At 32.2% G+C, this 19,789-nt stretch carries 19 protein-coding genes; 9 read left to right on the top strand and 10 right to left on the bottom strand.

Features of this window, described 5'->3' with window-relative positions:
* Position 1: 1 nt before the first annotated feature.
* The 5 genes from artP to sbcB form a co-directional block, all read right to left on the bottom strand.
* The gene (gene artP, locus RAM17_RS07095) at positions 2 to 730 is read right to left on the bottom strand and encodes an arginine ABC transporter ATP-binding protein ArtP (RefSeq protein WP_086360008.1); all 729 of its coding nucleotides are present in this window, start codon (positions 728 to 730) and stop codon (positions 2 to 4) included.
* A 296-nt stretch (positions 731 to 1,026) separates the two neighbouring features.
* The gene (locus RAM17_RS07100) at positions 1,027 to 1,674 is read right to left on the bottom strand and encodes a SanA/YdcF family protein (RefSeq protein WP_110447880.1); all 648 of its coding nucleotides are present in this window, start codon (positions 1,672 to 1,674) and stop codon (positions 1,027 to 1,029) included.
* Between the two features lies 1 nt (position 1,675).
* Positions 1,676 to 2,365: a CidB/LrgB family autolysis modulator gene (locus RAM17_RS07105; protein WP_110447879.1), complete on the bottom strand. Its 690-nt coding sequence runs from the start codon at positions 2,363 to 2,365 to the stop codon at positions 1,676 to 1,678.
* Positions 2,362 to 2,805 (bottom strand): CidA/LrgA family protein, encoded by a 444-nt coding sequence (locus RAM17_RS07110; protein WP_110447878.1) that lies wholly within the window; start codon positions 2,803 to 2,805, stop codon positions 2,362 to 2,364. The genes RAM17_RS07105 and RAM17_RS07110 overlap by 4 nt, the downstream gene beginning before the upstream one ends.
* A gap of 106 nt (positions 2,806 to 2,911) precedes the next feature.
* Positions 2,912 to 4,345 (bottom strand): exodeoxyribonuclease I, encoded by a 1,434-nt coding sequence (gene sbcB, locus RAM17_RS07115; protein WP_110447877.1) that lies wholly within the window; start codon positions 4,343 to 4,345, stop codon positions 2,912 to 2,914.
* A 420-nt stretch (positions 4,346 to 4,765) separates the two neighbouring features.
* Here sbcB and RAM17_RS07120 point away from each other — a divergent pair, with 420 nt between their 5' ends.
* The 3 genes from RAM17_RS07120 to RAM17_RS07130 all read left to right on the top strand — a co-directional run bounded on the left by RAM17_RS07120 (position 4,766) and on the right by RAM17_RS07130 (position 7,089).
* A complete protein-coding gene (locus RAM17_RS07120) occupies positions 4,766 to 5,158 on the top strand; it encodes a hypothetical protein (RefSeq protein ID WP_110447876.1) in 393 nt (130 codons plus the stop codon).
* Between the two features lie 702 nt (positions 5,159 to 5,860).
* Entirely contained in the window at positions 5,861 to 6,703 is an 843-nt protein-coding gene (locus RAM17_RS07125) for an endonuclease (protein WP_110447875.1), read from the top strand.
* Entirely contained in the window at positions 6,703 to 7,089 is a 387-nt protein-coding gene (locus RAM17_RS07130) for a hypothetical protein (RefSeq protein ID WP_110447874.1), read from the top strand. The genes RAM17_RS07125 and RAM17_RS07130 overlap by 1 nt, the downstream gene beginning before the upstream one ends.
* A 308-nt stretch (positions 7,090 to 7,397) precedes the next feature.
* On the opposite strand, the gene RAM17_RS07135 is transcribed toward RAM17_RS07130, so the two are convergent.
* The 3 genes from RAM17_RS07135 to RAM17_RS07145 form a co-directional block, all read right to left on the bottom strand.
* Positions 7,398 to 8,459 (bottom strand): alpha/beta fold hydrolase, encoded by a 1,062-nt coding sequence (locus RAM17_RS07135; RefSeq protein ID WP_110447873.1) that lies wholly within the window; start codon positions 8,457 to 8,459, stop codon positions 7,398 to 7,400.
* A gap of 229 nt (positions 8,460 to 8,688) precedes the next feature.
* The gene (ubiT, locus tag RAM17_RS07140; RefSeq protein ID WP_110447872.1) at positions 8,689 to 9,195 is read right to left on the bottom strand and encodes a ubiquinone anaerobic biosynthesis accessory factor UbiT; all 507 of its coding nucleotides are present in this window, start codon (positions 9,193 to 9,195) and stop codon (positions 8,689 to 8,691) included.
* Positions 9,196 to 10,824, bottom strand: a complete 1,629-nt coding sequence (locus RAM17_RS07145; protein ID WP_110447871.1) for a Na+/H+ antiporter — start codon at positions 10,822 to 10,824, stop codon at positions 9,196 to 9,198. It lies immediately after the preceding gene.
* A 151-nt stretch (positions 10,825 to 10,975) separates the two neighbouring features.
* Between RAM17_RS07145 and recO the strand changes: the two genes are divergently transcribed.
* Positions 10,976 to 11,668, top strand: a complete 693-nt coding sequence (recO, locus tag RAM17_RS07150) for a DNA repair protein RecO (protein ID WP_110447870.1) — start codon at positions 10,976 to 10,978, stop codon at positions 11,666 to 11,668.
* 73 nt (positions 11,669 to 11,741) lie between these two features.
* On the opposite strand, the gene RAM17_RS07155 is transcribed toward recO, so the two are convergent.
* Together RAM17_RS07155 and RAM17_RS07160 are read right to left on the bottom strand one after the other, a co-directional pair.
* Positions 11,742 to 12,467, bottom strand: coding sequence for a hypothetical protein (locus RAM17_RS07155; RefSeq protein ID WP_110447869.1), 726 nt, complete (start codon positions 12,465 to 12,467; stop codon positions 11,742 to 11,744).
* A gap of 119 nt (positions 12,468 to 12,586) precedes the next feature.
* On the bottom strand, positions 12,587 to 13,681 hold the full coding sequence (locus RAM17_RS07160) for a GntR family transcriptional regulator (protein ID WP_181414663.1): 1,095 nt from the start codon (positions 13,679 to 13,681) through the stop codon (positions 12,587 to 12,589).
* 252 nt (positions 13,682 to 13,933) lie between these two features.
* Between RAM17_RS07160 and RAM17_RS07165 the strand changes: the two genes are divergently transcribed.
* The 5 genes from RAM17_RS07165 (at position 13,934) to RAM17_RS07185 (ending at position 19,787) form a co-directional block, all read left to right on the top strand.
* A complete protein-coding gene (locus RAM17_RS07165) occupies positions 13,934 to 14,878 on the top strand; it encodes a sugar ABC transporter substrate-binding protein (RefSeq protein WP_110447867.1) in 945 nt (314 codons plus the stop codon).
* A gap of 52 nt (positions 14,879 to 14,930) precedes the next feature.
* Complete coding sequence (locus RAM17_RS07170) at positions 14,931 to 16,421, top strand: sugar ABC transporter ATP-binding protein (RefSeq protein ID WP_110447866.1); 1,491 nt, start codon at positions 14,931 to 14,933, stop codon at positions 16,419 to 16,421.
* 34 nt (positions 16,422 to 16,455) lie between these two features.
* A complete protein-coding gene (locus RAM17_RS07175; RefSeq protein ID WP_110448060.1) occupies positions 16,456 to 17,439 on the top strand; it encodes an ABC transporter permease in 984 nt (327 codons plus the stop codon).
* 61 nt (positions 17,440 to 17,500) lie between these two features.
* Positions 17,501 to 18,907 carry a hypothetical protein gene (locus tag RAM17_RS07180; RefSeq protein WP_110447865.1) on the top strand — a complete coding sequence of 469 codons (1,407 nt, stop codon included), beginning with the start codon at positions 17,501 to 17,503 and terminating at the stop codon, positions 18,905 to 18,907.
* Positions 18,900 to 19,787 (top strand): carbohydrate kinase family protein, encoded by an 888-nt coding sequence (locus RAM17_RS07185; protein WP_110447864.1) that lies wholly within the window; start codon positions 18,900 to 18,902, stop codon positions 19,785 to 19,787. Before RAM17_RS07180 ends, RAM17_RS07185 begins: the two co-directional genes overlap by 8 nt.
* The last annotated feature ends 2 nt before the right edge of the window (positions 19,788 to 19,789 follow it).

Here is a 19,789-nt window from a genome sequence, read left to right on the forward strand (position 1 = left end):
GTTAGTGTGATAGATAAGCTTTAAACTCTTCGGTTTTTGGATGAGCAAAACACTCAAGTTGTCCCTGCTCAATAATCTTACCTTGTTCCATGTAAATCACTTGTGAAGCAACTTTACGCGCAAAATCGACTTCATGAGTAACAATAATTTGTGTAATTCCGGTTTGTGACAGTTCATTAATAATCTCAGCAATTTGTGATGTAATTGCTGGATCTAATGCCGCTGTTGGTTCATCAAATAACAAAATTTTCGGTTCCATCATTAATGCTCTGGCAATAGCAACACGTTGCTGTTGACCACCAGAAAGATGGAGAGGGTAGCGATGCGCCATTTCATCAATTTGTAAACGAGCTAAAATTGACATTGCTTTATCACTAGCTTCTTTTTTCGATAATTTTAATACTTGGCATGGTGCTTCAATCAGATTTTCCAAAACAGTTAAATGTGGCCATAGGTTGTAATTTTGAAAAACCATGCCAACATTTTTGCGTAATGTTCGAATAGTGGATTCACTTATCTTTTGCGAAAAATCGAAATGTGAATCGGCAATCGTCATTTCACCTGATGTGGGAATTTCAAGTAAATTAAATACTTTCAACAAAGAACTTTTGCCTGCACCACTTTGACCAAGTAAAACAATTGTTTCACCCAAAGGGTAACATAACGAGACGTCATTCAATGCCTGATGAGTACCATAAAAACAGTTAATATGGCTTAATTCAATATTCATTAGTATTAGATAAATTATTTAAATTTTAATTGACTAAATATTACTTTTTTTTGCATAAAAATGCAATCTAAATTATTAGACAATCAATTTTATGATAGATTGTTAGCCAAAAAATATTAGTTTTAAATTTTTACTGCTTAGTTTCATATTCAATCAAAGCGTTATAATTAAAAATATCTACTAGGCTGATATTTTATGTTTGGAAAATGCGACATTCAGTAATAATTTAACCAATTCCTATGAATTAATAATTTAAAAAACCCCTTTCCTCAAAATTTTATAGGTTTTAATCAAACTTAATCATTATTACTTATGATAGGGATAATAGGTCCAAGATATTTAGGTTTTTTATTCATTATATACAAATCAATAAAAGCACTAACACGAGCGAACATCTCGCGGATACGAACTAACTTCATGCTCTTTGGGGCAGGAACGGCAAAACACTGTGCTTGAATATCTTGCGCAAGAGCAATAAAAATGGCTCGTTCACAATGGAACTCTTGCGTAATTATAGTAAAATCATCAGCATTAAAAACTTTATTAGCCCGAACAACTGAATCGAAGGTTCTAAAACCAGCATAATCTAATACAATTGATTCTCTAGGAATACCAGCTTTAATCAAATCTTTTTGCATTGTGATTGGTTCATTATAATTTAAATGCGCATTATCACCACTGACTAATAAATAATCGACTTTTCCTTGCCAATATAGATCAATAGCGCCATCGATGCGATTGCGATAAAAGCCGTTTATACCACCACCTTTTACATATTTAGATGTACCTAATACTACACCAATTGTTCGATAGGGAAGTTTATTTTCATCATGATAAATGTAGGGGGCCGTTTTATAGCTTATCCAATAGTCGAGACTAAGTATTACCGTTATTAAAAACAATAGGAAGGTAATTAAATAAGTTATTAACTTTTTTAATATCATGCTAAAACCAATTTAAAATAAATACCATTATTGGAAATAAAAATGGTGCTGTCAATGAAGTCATAATACCACATAGTACCAGTGATAAAGAGCTATAAGCTCCTTCATTATAATCTACTTCAATACAGCGAGCTGTACCAACAGCGTGTGATACAGCACCGATTGATAAACCTCTGGCAGAGGCTGTTTTGATTTTAGCCCAATTTAGCAATTGATGAGCAAAAATTCCTCCTAAAGTTCCAACAAGTATTACACATAATGCGGCAATAGATGGAACACCACCTTGATTTTCTGCGATAGTTACCGCTATGGCAGTGGTGACTGATTTAGGCAGTACCGAGGCTGCAATTTCATTACTACCTCCTAACCAAAATGCAATACAAACACCTGTCACCATAGAAGCAATTGAAGCGGTAAAGGTGATTATCATGATGGATTTCCAACGGGCTTTTATTTGTGGGATTAATTCATACAAAGGGTAAGCCAAAGCAACAACTGAATAAGGGAGTAAGTCATTAATAATTTTGACGTTTTTTACATATTCAATATAACTAGTCTGTGTAATTAATAAAATAGGAATTAAAACAATAACCGAAATCACTAATGGATTAAATAGTGGATTTTTGATTTTAAAGGAAATTTTACGAATCACAAGAAAAACTAAAACAGTTAATGGTAACATCCATATCATGATTGTTTCCCCTTATTATCAGACGATTTTACCGCGGGTTTATGCAAATGCTCTGTAAGATATCCGGTTAAAAATAAGACAATAATTGAACCGCCAACACTGGCAAAAATAATCGGTACCCAATTAGCTAAAAGTAGTGAATAATTATCCATGATCCCCATTGCAGCAGGAATAAATAGCACAGTCATATAGCGCATAAAAAGATTGCAACTGTTTTTGATCCAACGCGTTGGTATAAGTTGAAATGCTAATAAAAAAAACAAGATTAATAGACCAATAATACTACCAGGGATCATGATTGGTAAGATTGCCGAAACAATATTACCAGCCCATAAACAGAGGGTTAAAATAATTAAGCCCCGACCATAACTAAATAGTGTGTAATATAAAGAATAAAGTCGATGCTTAATTGTTGCATGTTTGGCTAAAAAATGTTTCATAGTTTATATACTAATTGTCTTAAAATTAAATATTGACGGTATGTCCGTCGTTTAGAAAGGGCGGAGAACTAAAATCAGAAACATATAATACGCCCCTGTAATTCAATTATCCAACTAAATAATGACAATATTGGTAAAGTTGCTTTAATAAAGTGAGCTTTTCCGGTTTCTGTATATAAATTTCGGCTAGTTGTTCAAGTGATTGTAAATAATTTTGTATCTCAATGGTATTGAGTTTATCTCGACAGTGATCTTGCCAAATGCGTTGTTCTTGTTCGGTTAATGCTTGCGGATAATTTCTCGCTTTGTAGCGAAAGAATAATGTGGTTAATCGTGGATCATCGAAAGTGATTGATAAAGTTTCTAATAAATGAACTGGCGTGGTTCTTATAGTTTCACAACGTAATAGATCTTGACCATTTAAAAATCCACTATAAATTTGTGCATCAACATCACTGTTAACTGGATAATCATTATTGATACTAAATAGCTCACGCATTTTATCCTGTAATTTATTTTGGTTTTGTAGTAGTTTTTGTTGATTAATTAAACATTGTTGTTTATCTAAATTAAAACGCTTTGCGTTATCAGCTAATAATGTGCTTAATGGCGCAATAATTGGACATTTATTTATATGAATCAGTTTTAATGGAATACGCTGTTCGTCTAACTCAAGATCGGCTGTTTTGGTGTAAAGTTTTTCCTGAATAGTCTCGACTGGTAAATCAATAATTGAATCAATATCTCCAGTTAGATCACAGACTATAACTGCATTATTTTGCGTTGGATGCCATGCAATAGGGCAGACTAATGACATATTGCCTCTATGACTACCTAACATTCCAGATACATGAACAATAGGTGTCATATTTACAACGTCAATAAGCTCGGCAACTCTGTTTTTGTTACGTAATGTATAGAAATAATTGAATAACTTTGGTTGGGCTTGTTTGATAAGTTTTGCCATAGCTATAGTTGCATAAACATCTGACATTGCATCATGGGCATGCTCGTGGGCTATATTATTTGCTTTAGTTAAATCTTCTAAACGAAAACTCGGTAAACCAGCATCATTAGTTGGCCAGTTAATACCTTCGGGTCTTAATGCATAACATGCTCTAACGACATCAAGCAGATCCCACCGTGAATTACCATTACGCCAACTATAAGAGTAAGGATCATAAAAATTACGATATAAAATATTGCGAGTCACTTCATCATCAAAACGAATGTTGTTATAACCTAAGATGCAAGTATTCGGTCGACTGAATTCTTGATGAATTAGTTTGCTGAATTCAGCTTCACATAACCCATTTTGATTTGCTTTTTGTGGTGTGATACCGGTAATAAGTACAGCTTCAGGATTGGGTAAATAATCTTGCGCAATTTGGCTATAAATAACTAATGGTTTTTCAATAATATTAAAATCACTATCTGTTCGAATACCGGCAAATTGTGCTGGACGATCTAAAGCGGGGTTGATACCAAAAGTTTCGTAATCATGGAAGTAAAAAGTAGGCTGTATTTGATCGTTTTTCATTCCGTTATTTTGCTCTTAAGTTTTCATTTTAATTTCAATTGATTATATCATTATTTAGCTAATCTTATTTATGAACATTACAATGATGTAAGAATAGATAAATTCCAATAGTTAATCTTTAAACTGACTTTACTGTGAACTATAAAAATTTATTTTAATTAACTTTATTTATAATAATATTCAAAACAAAGGTTTTGTGATAAATTTATTAGAACAATTAATTTGTTACCCTGTCACAAATATAATGTTTTAATGATTACTAATCGAAAGATTGATAGGTTAATAAATAGCTAATGTGCTTTTTATCTTATTTTATATAATATTTGTTGTTATTAACTAATCATCTAAATTTATTTTATTTGTATTTGTATTGAACAAAGAGTTTAGAATCGTAAGAACAGTTAATTTGGATGAATAATTATGTTATTAGTTTATCTTCGAGATGATGTAGTGATTGATGGAAATATAAAATTATTTCATTTTATTTTTACCGAGATTAAAGTATCAGATGATGTTGTCAGTATCGAGTTTGTTCCTGATCTTATTGAAAAAAATGAACAAACTTCAGATATTGATAAGCGAAATAAAGGTATAGCTCACTACTTTGGTTTTTATTTCGAAGAAGATGATGATAAGGAATTAATACATACTTATTTTGATTCAGCTATAGAAGCACATGTTGATAGAAGTTTTTATGATATATTTATACGTTTAAGACCGTTTATGATTGAGCACTATAAAGGGAATGATGTTAATCTTGTTGATTTAGCTGAAGATGGATTTAATATAAAAATAACACATATCAAAAAATAGATTTATCATTATTTTATATAAAAATTGTATGAAAACTAAAAGCTATAGACGACAGCAGATTAAACGTTGTTTAGATAGTCGAAAGAATAACTTTATTGGTAGTAATTCCAGAAAAGCACTTAAAAAACATATAACAACACCTAAAGCTTGTTCTTGTTGGATGTGTGGAAATCCAAGGAAATATCTAAATGAAATTACGCTACAAGAACAACGTTCGATATTGAATTATCAGGAGGGCCTTTTATAAGGCTTTTTATTGTCTTTAAAGAAATTAGTCGCTTCTACCGATCAGGTCGGCTCCTTATATATTAATATCAATAGCAGTTTGCTTGATCACTGCTATATTATCGATATTTAATTTAAATTTTTTATCTTTTATTTTTTATTTTTTATAGTACGATTTTCGCTTCTATGTAGATTTATTTCAACTCTAATTAACACCAATTAAACCACCTTGATTTTTTAGTTAAATTGTTGTTATAATTAAATTTATAAAAATAACCTTTGACTATATTGTAAGCTATCAAGCTTACTATTAGTAGCAGTAGTAGCAGAATTAAAATAACTATTTCACTGTAATTCTTCTTAAGTCGTTATCTAAAAAATAATGTGATGTTATCAGCCATCTTGTTGATGATTATGCTTTTGAGCTAGCTTACATGGAATGTAAATAATTTATTATTTAAGCATTGGTATTTTGAAATGGATTTCGCAAAAAAAATTAGTCTAGCTTTAGCTATTTGTTTCGTTTTGACCGCAAATTGTTATGCTAAAAACTGTAAAAAGGGCATACCTTGTGGTAACTCATGTATATCAGCCAACAAAACATGTAGGATTGATTCTTATCCTGTTTCTGGTAAATCGCAACCAAAATCTGCTTCTGCTGAAGTTGAATCTTCAATAGTTGCAATTAATAAGCAAAATTTTAACACAGCCAAAACTCATTTAGTTAAAATCTATAAAGAAAACCCAGAGCAAACAACATTTTATTGCGGATGTAACTTTTCATTTGAAGGTAAAAAAGGTTCTATAGATTTTAGTCAATGTGGTTATAAACCAAGAAAAAATGAACAAAGAGCATCTCGCATCGAATGGGAGCATGTTATGCCTGCTGAAAATTTTGGTCGTCATTTGCAATGTTGGCAAGAAGGGGGGCGTAAAGGGTGCAAGCAGGATGCTATATTTAATGCAATGGAAGGTGATCTGCATAATTTACAACCAGCTATTGGTGAGGTGAATGGTGACCGATCTAATTATAGATATTCACAATTTACCAAAGAATTTAGTCAATATGGCCAATGTCAATCTGCAGTTGATTTTAAAGCACGAGTTTTTCAACCTAGACAACAAATTCGAGGCGTAATAGCACGAACATATTTCTACATGCAGAATAAATACAATATAAATTTATCTGATTCTGATAATAAGTTGATGCTAGCGTGGAATGAGATGTATCCACCTAAACAATGGGAATGTGATAGAAATCGACAAATAGAAAAAATTCAGGGTAATGACAACAAGTTTATTAGTGAACAGTGTAAATAATGAAAACAAAAATTATCTTAGTGTTGGTCTTTTTTATTACAGTTATACAAGATGCTTATGGTGCTGCTCATTATAGAACATATGTTCCTCGGGTTCGTACCTATTCTTTTCATACTTTCCATTCTAGTAGAGGAACGGGCAACGAAACACCGTTAGATAATATTTTTTTAAGTATTTTTATCATTTTCTTTCTTGGTATATTTTTTCTATCAGCAATATCGGTAATTCAAGAGTGTAAAGAAGCTAAAGATAAATTATTAGCAGAAGAGAAAGAAAAGCGTAATGAACTTGAGCGAATAAAATTAGAGGAAGCTAGAGCAATTAAAAAAGCGATGGCTCCTAAAGTCGAAGTGTACAAACTTAAGAAATATAGAAAAAAAAGATAAAATGTCTTGATTACTATTGATGTTTTAAGGTCATTATTAGCTAATAAATCGCTATATGCTTTTATTCGACATTATGTCTGATAACTATAACTTGAATAAAATCACTTTATATTTTATTTTAAATTATTTATAGCAAAAGGTATTGTTTGATCTTTCAATAAGACTTATTTGATGTAGTTAAAACATGATGAAATTTATATTGTTACTTTATTATGTTTGTTTTTGAAAAGTTATATTATCTTTGCATTACTAATCAGAATATTAAAAGTGAATATAGGGATATATTCACCTTTAATCGTTGTTTTAATTTAGTAATAGGTTTCAATTTCTTTTAAAAATATTTTTAATTCCTCAATCCAAAAGTTTGCATTCATCGTTGTACTATGGCCACTTGTTTTGTTACTGGCAGGAATGAGATAATATTTTGCTGCTACAATATCTTTTAACGCTTTCTGCATCACTCCTGTATTTGGAGGATTTCTTTCATCATCTTCTGAATTAATGACTAAAATAAAAGCTTTTATCTTAGTTAAATCTTGAGTTGGATCAAAGTTTCTTGCCGCATCCCATTGATATAAAAAATCATTAGCATCCATGCTAACACGTTCTTTTAACTTGTCTGATAATATTTCTTCTGTTTTTGCCGTATTATAGGCTTTATTTTGCCAAGCAATATCGCCACCATTAGTTGCTATGTCATAATAATGATAAACAGTTTGAAATTTTTCTGGTTGTTTAGTATAAAAACCATTGTTCCAATCAGGATCTTCTTTAATTGAATTGATAAGCATTTTTCTCATAATCCAATTTCGACTAGACATTGGAGCAGGGGTTGCTGCCATTGGAATTGCAGCTGTCATATAGTCAGGATATTTAGTTATCCATAACCAGGTGTTCATGCCTCCCATTGAGTTACCAATAATAAGTTCAAGGTGATTTATGCCTAATCCATTTTTCAATAGTTGGTATTGAGCATTAACCATGTCACCATAATCATAATGAGGAAAATTTCCTTTTAGTTCATCAGAAGGTTTTGATGATTTTCCCGTACCAATTGCATCAGGTAATATAATAAAATATTTTTCAGCGTCTAACGGTTTTCCTTTATCAAATAATGCATGCCCGAAACTATCATTAAGCATAGAATTACCATCACCAGTTGTACCATGTAAAATTAAAACTGGTTTGCCCTTAGGATTTCCAAGTGTGACATAATGAATTTTTAAATTTTTGACCGTATTACCATCATTAAATCGAAAGTTTTTAATAATATAATCACCTTCATTTCTATTGTAAAAATCAGTACAAAATCCTGGCGGAACAATGATAAAGGAAATAAAAAATAATAGTGTTTTTGTTATATTATTCATAATTGGTTCTCTCCATTATACTTATGCAAAGCTAACATTGTTTTAACGGTAAGAGATGGGGCAGGTAGATAATAATTAACGAAGTATTGATCCATCGTTAATATGCATATTAATTTAATCAATACTAATTTTTCAATAAAAAAATGATTACTATTTACTCAAAATAATTAATATCTAAATAATATCAGTTAATAAAAAAGGGAATTTATTATTCCCTTTTTAGTGTGATTCAGTTTTTGGGTGCACTTTCAATAATATCTGCTAATTTTTCCAGTGTTATTCTCAAAAACTTTGGCATAGCTTCTATTTCAATTGAATCCATTAGGTTTTTTACATAAAGACCTAATTCTGTATCACCTTCAACAATTAGTCGACGTTGGAAAAATAGTGTGTCAGGATCTTGTCTTCTAGTCGCAATCATAATCAAATCGTTAGCATTACCAATGAAACTAACATCAGGAATTTCTTCACGACTCACAACTAGTTTGTTATCAATTAAGCTCACAAACCAAACTAATTGCAGATCTGTTACTTGTATTTTAAGCCAACGATTTTCTAAAAAGTCGAGATCACCATCATCAAGCGAATTTTTGAACTGCAATTGTAACAATTGTTCAATCGTTCGTTTTTTCAAGTCGAAAGGTATACAACGTAAAGTTAAACCTAACACTTGTGGTGCTTTATCGACAAATTGAGAATGAATTTTGCCAAGTAATTGGTGTTTATTGCCAATCATTTATGCATCTCCAGAAATCATCTTCTCATAAATATCTAAATCTGTGTTCAGATGTTCATATGTTTCTTCACTTACTTCATTGCGAATTTTCATTTGAAGTAATGCTGTACGTTCAGCTCCAATCGCCACCAAACGCATACGTCTTTCTAGATTTTCAGCCTCAAGTGCTTTTTGTTCTAAATCTTTAAGTCCTGTTCTACGTCTTAATGAACCAATTACCCGCGATCCGACTTCATGAATAATCTCTTGATCTAAACCTTCTTCTGAGGTTTCTTGTAAAAGACTAGTTTGCATTTTTTCTAGGCTAACGATAGCTTCTTCTGCCATTTGTCCTTTAACAGTTAAAATCTCATTATCTTGCTCGGAATTGTCCAAAATAACACTACCACGTAATAGGATAGGTAATATGATTACAGCTGAAATTAATGATACTAATATAATCCCTGCAGCAATAAATACTAATTGGTAACGACCACCGATAGTCATTGGAATTGATAACACACCAGCTAAAGTAATTGCCCCACGGACACCAGCAAAGGTGGAAATCCAAAGATCACGATTAGTATAGGCTCTGAATGCTAATGGGCGTTTTGTGCCGAAAGGCATTGTTGGCATATGTTTCATTGCCCATAACCATGCGAATCGAGTACCCATTAAGACTACGAAAACAAATATAACAATCAAACATAATTGCCATAATTCAATTGAAGCATCGGTCTGATTTTCAGTAAAGGTAGTTGATAAGATACTTGGTAATTGAATACCTAATAAAAGGAATACAAAACCATTAAATACGAAGGTTAACATTGACCATGTGCTATCAGATTGTAGGCGAGCAGTTAATGGTGCATTGCGCATCATGCCTGATTGGTTTACCGTCATACCTGCACTAACAGCAGCTAAAATTCCAGAACAATGACATTCTTCCGCTATGATATAAGCCGCAAATGGTAGTAAGAATAGTAATACAATTTGAATAGCGGGATCATTATGAGTTAATTGGTTTATTTTACGTAAGATACGTGCATATAACCAGGTAAATAAAACCCCAACCGCAAGTCCACCAATTGCAACAACGAAAAATGAAATACTGATTTGTAATAGGTTAAATTGCAAAGCGCCTGCTGCTATTGCGATGGCAAATTTTAATGAAACAAGGCCAGAAGCATCATTCATTAATGCTTCACCTTCAATGATTTCCATTTTTTCTTTTTCAATTCTTCCTTTACCGACAATTCCACTAAGAGCAACGGCATCGGTAGGAGATAGAACTGCTGCTAATGCTAAAGCTGCTGGTAATTCAACATTTGGAAGCATCCAATAAAGCAGATATCCTAACGCAATAATAGAAATTACGACTAAAACCAGCGCTAATCCGACAATTTCTCTAAAATTGTAGACAAAATCTTTCACCGAAGTTTTTCGACCATCAGCAAATAGTAAGGGAGGTATGAATAATACGAGAAAGAGTTCTGGATCGAATTTCAAATACACACCCAAAGCAGCTAAGAGACAACCCAATAGTATTTGCATTAACGGCAAAGGAATTTGGATCGGCAACATTTTTATAACAACACCAGAAAGTGATACAATTAAGACCAGAAGTAATATTGTTGAAAATAGTTCCATAGTTACTCTTTTGTTATTATCCTATAATTAACTATTGATTATATCGGATTTTTAACAAAATTTCAGATTAAAATTGCCTAAATCACACAATTTTTAATCATTCTCGTTTTTTGAATAAAAAAACAAGCATTTTAATTGACGGAAATTATTGATGGAAAACTGGCAAAGAGCATTTGTTCTTCATACTCGTACCTATAGCGAAAGTAGCTTATTAGTTGACTTATTTGTTGAGAATGTAGGAAAAGTAACTATCCTAGCTAAAGGGGCTAGACGTAAAAAATCAGTATTGAAGGGAATTTTACAACCTTTTACACCATTGATTGTTCAGTATTCAGGTCAAGGGGAAATTAAGAATTTACGTCAGGTTGAAGCAATATCTCTGACATTACCACTTGTATCAGTTTTTCTATACAGCGCTTTTTATTTAAATGAGCTTTTACATAGAGTCTTATTGGCTGAAACCGAAACTAACACGCTATTTGATGATTATTTGATAAGCCTACAACAATTGGCACAACAAGTGCCGGCTGAAAATGTGTTGCGTGCATTTGAATTGGCATTACTTGAGAATTTAGGCTATCACGTTGACTTTTTTCATTGCAGTGCAACGGGCGATGATATTGTTGAAACCATGTATTATCAATATCAATCAGAAAAAGGTTTTATTAGTAGTTTGCTACAAAATACTACCAGTTTCACTGGCGAACAAGTCTTAGCTTTGGGTAAAAGAGAGTTTCTAACTATTGATACACTTAAAGCTGCTAAACGTTTTACTCGAATGGCTTTAAAACCTTATGTAGGTTCAAAACCTTTTAAGAGTAGAGAGTTATTCTTGAAAATTTAGCTTTTTTTATTTCACTATTCCACCAATGATTATTGGTGGAATAGTTTATTAACTTTAATTTACTCGATTAAACTTAGTATCTTGGTGGTTTAGCATATTTGCTATTATAACTATCGGCAGGGAAAGCGTTAGATTTCGGTGATTTCTTATATTGATTACCATTTTCCAATTGGAAAATGGCTGTACCAATCACCCCAATATTGTTCGCTGAACCTTCATCGGTATGATTTGCATAAGCTTTAGATGCTTGCGAAAATGTAAATGAGGCAACTTCACGCTCATTTTTTCGAAATCCTTTAATTGATAGCGTACTATACGGTCTTAAAATATAACCATTATTGTTCAATGAACCTGCTTTTCCGTTGATAACATCTAGTCCATCAACAGTTGCTACAATTTCATAAGTATTTCTTGAATAATTGACATAATAAAGTTGATAATTTTTGCCCGCTTCACCAGACATATTGATTTCATCATCCTGTTTAAAAAGCGACCATTTATTATTGTTATCATCAATTATTGACATACCAACATCGCCATTAAGCATAAGTTCTTGAACTTTTTTTCCATGCACAAATGCTTTCTTAGAATAATGAATTACTGCAACGTCTATTGGTGTGTTATTAATACGTGCTAATTTAACTTCTCGAACATGAGATTCGACCCCATCGCCCCATTGCGTTCCAATACCTCTATCATTTGAAGTATTATTTGTATTGATTGCCTGTTGACATCCACTTAAAATTAAACTGATTAAGCCAATCACTAATACATTATATATGTTATAAAATTTATTCATTAAGATTTCCTTTTCTAATTATGTTAAGTAATTATATACATTATTATATATTTGAATATTATATAAATATATATTAATTTTGTAGGCTGTATTTTATCGATTGATTATTGCGTTCTTTATTATGCTCCACTTGATGCACGGATAACTAATTCGCCATTTACGTATATAGTACGAATTGGTAAGGTTGAATTATTTATCCTTTGGATTAAAGTTTCTACTGCAGTCAAAGCTATACTTGCTAACGGTTGTTTATAAGTAGACAGTGGGGTAGATAGATGTCCTGCATAATCAGCATCATCAAAGCTAATGGTAAATAATTTTTGTTTTGGATTTATTCTTTGATTCAATGAGATTAATTGCATTGCCGTAAAGTCATTACCACAAACTACATGTTTAATGTTCAATTTTGCCAATTGATTAATTACTTTTTCATCAATTTGTGGCACTTGAATTATCCAATCGTTAATTTTTGTAATTCCTGCATCATATAATGCTTGTTTATAACCAATTGTTCTTAAAGCAACAGTATTAGCTGAATCACTTTTTGATACAAATGCTATTCGAGTATTTTTCTGTTCAATGAAATGATTTGTGACAACGTAACCTGCAGCAATATTATCAATACTGACTAAGTCAGCTTTACCTCGAGAAGGGAAAACACAATAGTCTCTCTCTAACAATATACAAGGAATATTGTAGAGTGTCAGATAATCCATTATTCTTTTATTAATGATATTTGCGTAAGGGTGAAACTCTAAAGGAGTGAAAAATATTCCGTTAATATTATTTTTTGTATAATTAATGATGACTCTTTCTACATCATTTAAAATAGATTGTATATCCTGACTTTTGGTCAGCATCCCAGCCCATAAAAGAGAAAACTGATAATTATTGGCTAAACTTGCTATCTCAGAATATAAACTATCAAGAATCATTCTACTTTCATCTTGTTCTAAACGAGGAGCTAATATTCCAAAAATATATTTGCTTACTTGTTGATCTTTAGGTTGTCTAACATAAAACTTACCACCTTGTTTACCTTCAATGTAACCTTCCGTTTTTAATCTTGAAAATACTTTACTTATTGTTGGTCGGGAAGTCTTATATATTGTGCTTAAATTAGATGAAGAGGGAAGGGCACTATTACAATCTAAAATTCCACTTTTGATCTGCAATAATATTTCCTGATAAATCTGCTCACATTTATTTGCCATCATATTACCTATAGAACATTAATTGAATATTCCTAGTATGACATAACCATCAAACTTGATAAATTAAATTTTACAAGTTTTCAAAAAAAGTGACTTTGATATCATAAATAATAAAAAGAAATAGATTAATATTGTTAAGTTTGGTGCAGATAATTAGACTGAATTTACTCAAAATATATTACAAAATATTTTTGGGTTTTAGTTTTTAAGGAAATTATTATTACAAATCATTTGATTATCTGAGGTGGGTTTATGAAAAAATTCATAACATCGTTTTTAACAATTACATTTATTATCTTTACAAGTTTTTTTCAACTTGTAAATGCTGATGAAAAAAAGCCTATTAAATTTGCTTTTATTACTTCAACTTTAAACAATTCATTTTTTACTGCAATATCCGATACATTTTCTGAAATTGCCAAACAAAATGGTGATCAATACATTCTTGTCGATCCTCAATATGATCAAGCTAAACAAATTTCAATGATGGAAGATGTCATTAATCAAAAAGTTGACATTATTTACTTAATCGCTGTTGATTCAGAAGGTATTCGCCAAGGATTATTGGCAGCAAAACAAAAACAGATTCCAGTGGTAGTGATTGATAATCCTATTAGTGATGATGATTTAGTGGTTAGCACTGTGGCTTCAGATAATTTCTTGGCCGGTAAAATTAATGGCGAACAAATGGCTAAAGATTATCCTAATGGCGCCAAAATTGCTGTTATTGATTGTCCTTTTAATCGTGCTAGTGTTCTAAGAGCTGATGGTTTTTATGCCGGATTAGGTGAAAACAGAAGTAAGTTTGAAGTAGTTTCTCAACAAAATGGTAAATGTGCTTTAGAAGTCACCATGCCAATTGCCGAAGATATTATTCAAGCTCATCCTGATTTACAAGCATTTTTCGCCGTAAATGATCCCTCTGCTTTAGGTGTTGTTGTTGCTTTGAAAGCATCAAATAAACTTAAAAATGTTAAGGTCTATACTGTTGATGGTTCACCTGATGGTAAAAAAGCATTTAGCGATGGCGATATAACGTTAACTGTAGCTCAAGCTCCAATTCAATTAGCTAAAGAAACCTATAAAGTCGGTAAACAGGTTCTAGCTGGAGAAAGCGTTGCTAAAGAAATATTAGTGCCAACTTTTCCAATTACCAAAGAAATGATTGATCAATATGGAGTAAAAGTCTGGCAGTAATCATTGACTTTAATCAAGTTATATCTATTGAAATCAATAAGGTGATATTTATATGGAACAAGTTGCATTACAACTATCTCATATAGAAAAAAAATTTGCTGGTGTCCATGCGTTAAAAGATATGCACTTTAATCTTAAACAATGTGAAGTTCATGGATTATTGGGTGAAAATGGCGCTGGTAAATCAACCTTAATCAAAATTATTGGCGGCATCTATAAACCAGATGCCGGTGAAATTAAGATTAATGGTAAGACTGAGATAATTAATGGTATTAAAGATGCTCAAGCAAGAGGAATTAATGTTATTCATCAGGAAATTGTCTTAGTTCCTTATATTAGTGTATATGAAAATATTTTCTTAGGTCGTGAACCGAGAACACGCTTAGGCTTTAAAGATCATCGTCAAATGATCGCCAAAGCCAAAATAATGATGGAAAGTATGGGGTTAACGATCGATGTGTTACGGCCCGTACATGAGTTAACCATTGCACAACAACAACTTATCGAAATCGTCAAAGCTATTTCATTTAACGTTCGAATCTTGATCATGGATGAGCCAACATCTTCTTTAACTGATAAAGAAGTTGAACAGCTTTTTATTATGATTAAAAAACTAACCGAACATAACGTTAGTATTATTTATATTTCTCATCGCATGGATGAGTTATTTACTATCACTGACAGAATAACTGTAATTAGAGATGGTAGTTATATAGATACCGTCAATACTAAACAAACCAATATTGATGAATTAGTTAAATTGATGGTTGGGCGTAACTTAAATAATTATTATCAACGTCATTATCAAGAAAATGGAGAACGTTTATTAGAAGTAAAAAATCTTTCGAAAAAAGGAGTATTTAATAACGTTAATTTTCATTTAAAGAAAGGAGAGATTTTAGGTTTTGCCGGTCTTATGGGGGCAGGTAGGAGTGAAATCATGCAAGCAGTTTTTGGAGCAGACCAATATGATAGTGGTGAAATTTATTTTGACAATCAGCTTGTTAAGCTCAAATCGCCACAAGATGCTATTGATATAGGAATAGCCTTAGTTCCAGAAGATAGGAAAAAACAAGGTCTTATTTTAGGTAATAGTATTGCGTTCAATTTAACATTAACAGTATTGAAACAATTTATGCATGGTTGTTTAGTTAATCAGCAAAAACAAAAAGATATCATTCAATACTATATTAATAAGCTCAATATAAAAACGCCAAATGCTGACAAAATTGTTGGTCAGCTTAGTGGTGGAAATCAACAAAAAGTTGTAATAGCTAAGTGGTTAGCAACTAAACCGAAAATCATCATTTTAGACGAGCCTACTCGAGGAATTGATATTGGTGCTAAAGCCGAAATTTATCAAATTATTGATGAACTTTGCGCAAGCGGCATGGCTATTATTATGATTTCCTCAGAATTACCAGAAATTATCAATATGTGTGATCGTGTTTGTGTTGTTGCGAATGGACAAATTCAAGGTGAATTATCGCAATCAGAATTAACACAGGAAAAAATTATGAAATTAGCAACAGGGAGAGCTTAAAATGGCTAGCCAATCTATGAAACAATCAGATGATATGAGCTATCATCACACTACAATAACCAATAATATCATTATTAGAAGTTTCAAAAATTTTATTACTAATAATATAGGGATTTTAATTGCGCTTCTATTAATTAGTATCATTTTAAGTTTTGCCAGTCCGGTATTTCTTTCCCAAGAAAATATGCTCTCAGTGTTAAGACAAGTATCCACTAATATGTGTTTAGCCTTAGGTATGACATTAATTATCATATTGGGAGGAATTGATTTATCTGTTGGATCGATTGTCGCTATGGCGGGGACACTCACAGTTGGATTTATTTCAATTGGTGAAATGGGCATTGTTCCAGCTATTCTGTTAGGTTTGTTTATCGGTACTTTATGCGGTGCGGCAAATGGTGTTGCTATTGCTTATACCGGTATCCCACCATTCATCGTTACATTAGCTATGATGATGATCGCCCGTGGCGTAGGTTATATTTATAGTGGCGGCCAATCAATTCGTATTTTTGATGAGAGTTTTACCAGCATAGGTACTGGTTACTTAGGCATGATTCCATATCCAGTTATCTATATGGTGGTATTTATTGTTGTTATGTTGGTAGTTGTTAATCGAACTCGTTTAGGTACCTATATTTATGCTCTCGGAGGTAACCGTGAGGCTGCAAGGTTATCAGGTATAGCCATTAAACGTGTTGAAATTATTGTATATACCATTGCTGGTTTTTTAGCTGCTTTCGCAGGAATAGTGCTTGCAGCAAGAATGTATTCAGGACAACCATCAGTTGCACAAGGTTATGAAATGGATGCCATAGCTGCTTGTGTGCTAGGAGGTATTTCGATGTCAGGTGGAATAGGTCGCATTAGTGGCACTATTTTAGGCGTGATTGTTATCGGCATTATTAATAATGGTTTGAATTTATTAGGTGTTAATTCATTTTGGCAATTAGTTGCAAAAGGCGTAATCATCTTTTTAGCCGTCTATGTCGATATGCTAAAACGCAAGAAAGCAAACTAATTTAGGCTAATTTGCTTTTTAATATATGAATAATAACCAATTTAATTAATAGGATAATAGAATGAAAAAATGTACTTTGATGTTAAATAACCCAGATGGTATTACTCGATATAATGAACCGGTAATCGCGCGTCTTTTTTTCAAAGAACAGCCAATAGATCCGTCTAAATTAAAACTAGTTAATGAGCAAGGAAAAGTTATACCACATCAATTGTTTGATATCGTTTATGATGATACTAATACATTAATCTCTGCTTGCTCAATCGCCTTTATAGTAACCAATTTAGAGCAGTTAGTTGAAAATTATACTTTGTTTCTTGATGAAAAAACGTCAACAAGCAATGTAAGTGGCATAAAACAACTAGCGCCAACTTTAAATGATGGTGTAAAACGACTTGATACAGGGCATTATATTTTAGAATTATGTCGTGGTACTGCTGACGGAACATCATATGGGAAATGGGGTATTCGTTACTTTTCTGCTAAAGCTGAAGGTCGGAATTTGATTAAGGATTCCTCTAATGCTATAGGTGGTTTTTATGGCCCCTTTTTTACTCCTGCTAATGGTTTAATTAATCCACCGGAGCATACCATCGTAGAGTGCCAAACAGAGGTCGAAGGGCCAATCTATTGTCGATATCGTTTCAATGGAAAAATTCCCAATGGCTTAGATCCAGCTTTGCATGATAAATCATTCTCAATTGTGTGGGAATTTTTCTATCAATCACCATGGTTTAGACGTACTTATTATGTTGATGATTTTGAAACTTCTGTTGATGGTATGCCGGTCATAAATAAGATCACCGTTGGTGATGAGTATGAAAGTGGTCAAAATAATGTGGTATTTTCACGTTTTGCTAGTTATGGTGGTACTTATTATCGACAAGGCGATCTTTATGCCAATATTCTAGCTGATGAAGTTAATCGAATTTTATCGCAACCACTAGATCAACTTCCTCTGAATGCAAGACTTTATCGAGAGTCTATTGGTGATAATATTAATGCAGTTTCTTGGGATTTTTTCTGGAGACTATTTTGTGTTAAAGAAGGCATTTTAAGTGATGAAGAAATAAAATCACATGTCAAAACCATTCTGCGTAAAGCTCATCATGTTGTGCATAATAGCTCTCGAAACAAAGAAGTATTATTTGCTAAAGATGTGGATGTTAATAGTGTCCCAGAACAAACGATTTTTCCACTTGCTGCAAATAAAACGGCTGAAATAAATCCCGAATCAGGTTATGCTATGGTTTGGTATACGAGTAATATTGTCGGACGTTATCAAATTGTTCAACGTAAAGATTCAGGTTGGGTTAATTGGGGTACTAATGGTGAAAATGAGTATCCAGAATTACCTACCGGTTCAACGATTTATACTGCATATGGTCAATTTGATGATTGGCAGAAGCAAGCCGATAGTATGGAAAAAAATATTGATGTCAAACAAGGGTTAATCGAAGATGAATGACATAAAGATTGTTGCAATAGGTGAATTTTTATGGGATTGTTTACCTAATGGGAAAAAGATTGGCGGAGCTGCCGCCAACTTTTGTTATCATGCTAAATCAGCTGGAGCAAATGCAATATTAGTTTCTGCAATTGGCGATGACGACAATGGTAGAGAATTACGTGAACAGATTGAAAAACTGCAAATCCCACAACAAATTCAAATATCTGCAAATTATCCAACTGGAACGGTATTAGTTAAATTAGATTCAGCTGGTAAACCCACTTATGATATTGTTAATCCTGTAGCTTGGGATGATATTCAATTAACAAATCAACTATTAGAACTTATCCAGCAAGATGATTTAGATGCAATCTATTTCGGCAGTTTAATTCAACGTAATATACATAATCATGAATTATTGCAAAAGATTATTAACCACAGGTCTCAAAAAAGCAAAATTATTGTTGATATTAATTTACGTCAAAATCATTATAACCACGCAACTTTACTTCTTTGTATTGAACATGCCAATATTTTGAAGTTAAATGATGAAGAATTACCAATTGTTGCTGATTTATTAAAGATAAAGGCAGATCCACAAGCGCTTTTCAATTATCTAAATCAACATTATCAACTTGAATTATTAATTTATACCTGTGGTAGTGAAGGTAGTCATCTTATTACCCAAAATGAACAGAATCATTGTCCTGCTGAAAAAATCACCCCAATTGATACTGTTGGTGCTGGTGATTCATTTATGGCAATAAGTAGCGTGTTATATTTAAAAGGTAAACAATTACAGGAAATTAATAGTAAAGCAAATCATATTGCAGCATATGTTTGTACTCAAAGCGGACCTATGCCTATTTTACCGCAAGCATATATAGCCGAATTATAATC

The sequence above is a fragment of the Gilliamella apis genome (assembly GCF_030758615.1).
In the GTDB taxonomy this organism is placed as follows: Bacteria; Pseudomonadota; Gammaproteobacteria; order Enterobacterales; family Orbaceae; genus Gilliamella; species Gilliamella apis_A.

Bases quoted from the DNA above. Each gene is read 5' to 3' on its own strand.
- RAM17_RS07110 (WP_110447878.1), bottom strand. From the start codon at position 2,805: ATGAAACATTTTTTAGCCAAACATGCAACAATTAAGCATCGACTTTAT.
- RAM17_RS07170 (WP_110447866.1), top strand. From the start codon at position 14,931: ATGGAACAAGTTGCATTACAACTATCTCATATAGAAAAAAAATTTGCT.
- RAM17_RS07155 (WP_110447869.1), bottom strand. From the start codon at position 12,467: ATGAATAAATTTTATAACATATATAATGTATTAGTGATTGGCTTAATC.
- ubiT (WP_110447872.1), bottom strand. From the start codon at position 9,195: ATGATTGGCAATAAACACCAATTACTTGGCAAAATTCATTCTCAATTT.
- RAM17_RS07120 (WP_110447876.1), top strand. From the start codon at position 4,766: ATGTTATTAGTTTATCTTCGAGATGATGTAGTGATTGATGGAAATATA.
- RAM17_RS07175 (WP_110448060.1), top strand. From the start codon at position 16,456: ATGAGCTATCATCACACTACAATAACCAATAATATCATTATTAGAAGT.
- RAM17_RS07105 (WP_110447879.1), bottom strand. From the start codon at position 2,365: ATGATATGGATGTTACCATTAACTGTTTTAGTTTTTCTTGTGATTCGT.
- RAM17_RS07135 (WP_110447873.1), bottom strand. From the start codon at position 8,459: ATGAATAATATAACAAAAACACTATTATTTTTTATTTCCTTTATCATT.
- RAM17_RS07130 (WP_110447874.1), top strand. From the start codon at position 6,703: ATGAAAACAAAAATTATCTTAGTGTTGGTCTTTTTTATTACAGTTATA.
- RAM17_RS07160 (WP_181414663.1), bottom strand. From the start codon at position 13,681: ATGGCAAATAAATGTGAGCAGATTTATCAGGAAATATTATTGCAGATC.
- RAM17_RS07165 (WP_110447867.1), top strand. From the start codon at position 13,934: ATGAAAAAATTCATAACATCGTTTTTAACAATTACATTTATTATCTTT.
- artP (WP_086360008.1), bottom strand. From the start codon at position 730: ATGAATATTGAATTAAGCCATATTAACTGTTTTTATGGTACTCATCAG.
- RAM17_RS07185 (WP_110447864.1), top strand. From the start codon at position 18,900: ATGAATGACATAAAGATTGTTGCAATAGGTGAATTTTTATGGGATTGT.
- sbcB (WP_110447877.1), bottom strand. From the start codon at position 4,345: ATGAAAAACGATCAAATACAGCCTACTTTTTACTTCCATGATTACGAA.
- RAM17_RS07125 (WP_110447875.1), top strand. From the start codon at position 5,861: ATGGATTTCGCAAAAAAAATTAGTCTAGCTTTAGCTATTTGTTTCGTT.
- RAM17_RS07145 (WP_110447871.1), bottom strand. From the start codon at position 10,824: ATGGAACTATTTTCAACAATATTACTTCTGGTCTTAATTGTATCACTT.
- recO (WP_110447870.1), top strand. From the start codon at position 10,976: ATGGAAAACTGGCAAAGAGCATTTGTTCTTCATACTCGTACCTATAGC.
- RAM17_RS07180 (WP_110447865.1), top strand. From the start codon at position 17,501: ATGAAAAAATGTACTTTGATGTTAAATAACCCAGATGGTATTACTCGA.
- RAM17_RS07100 (WP_110447880.1), bottom strand. From the start codon at position 1,674: ATGATATTAAAAAAGTTAATAACTTATTTAATTACCTTCCTATTGTTT.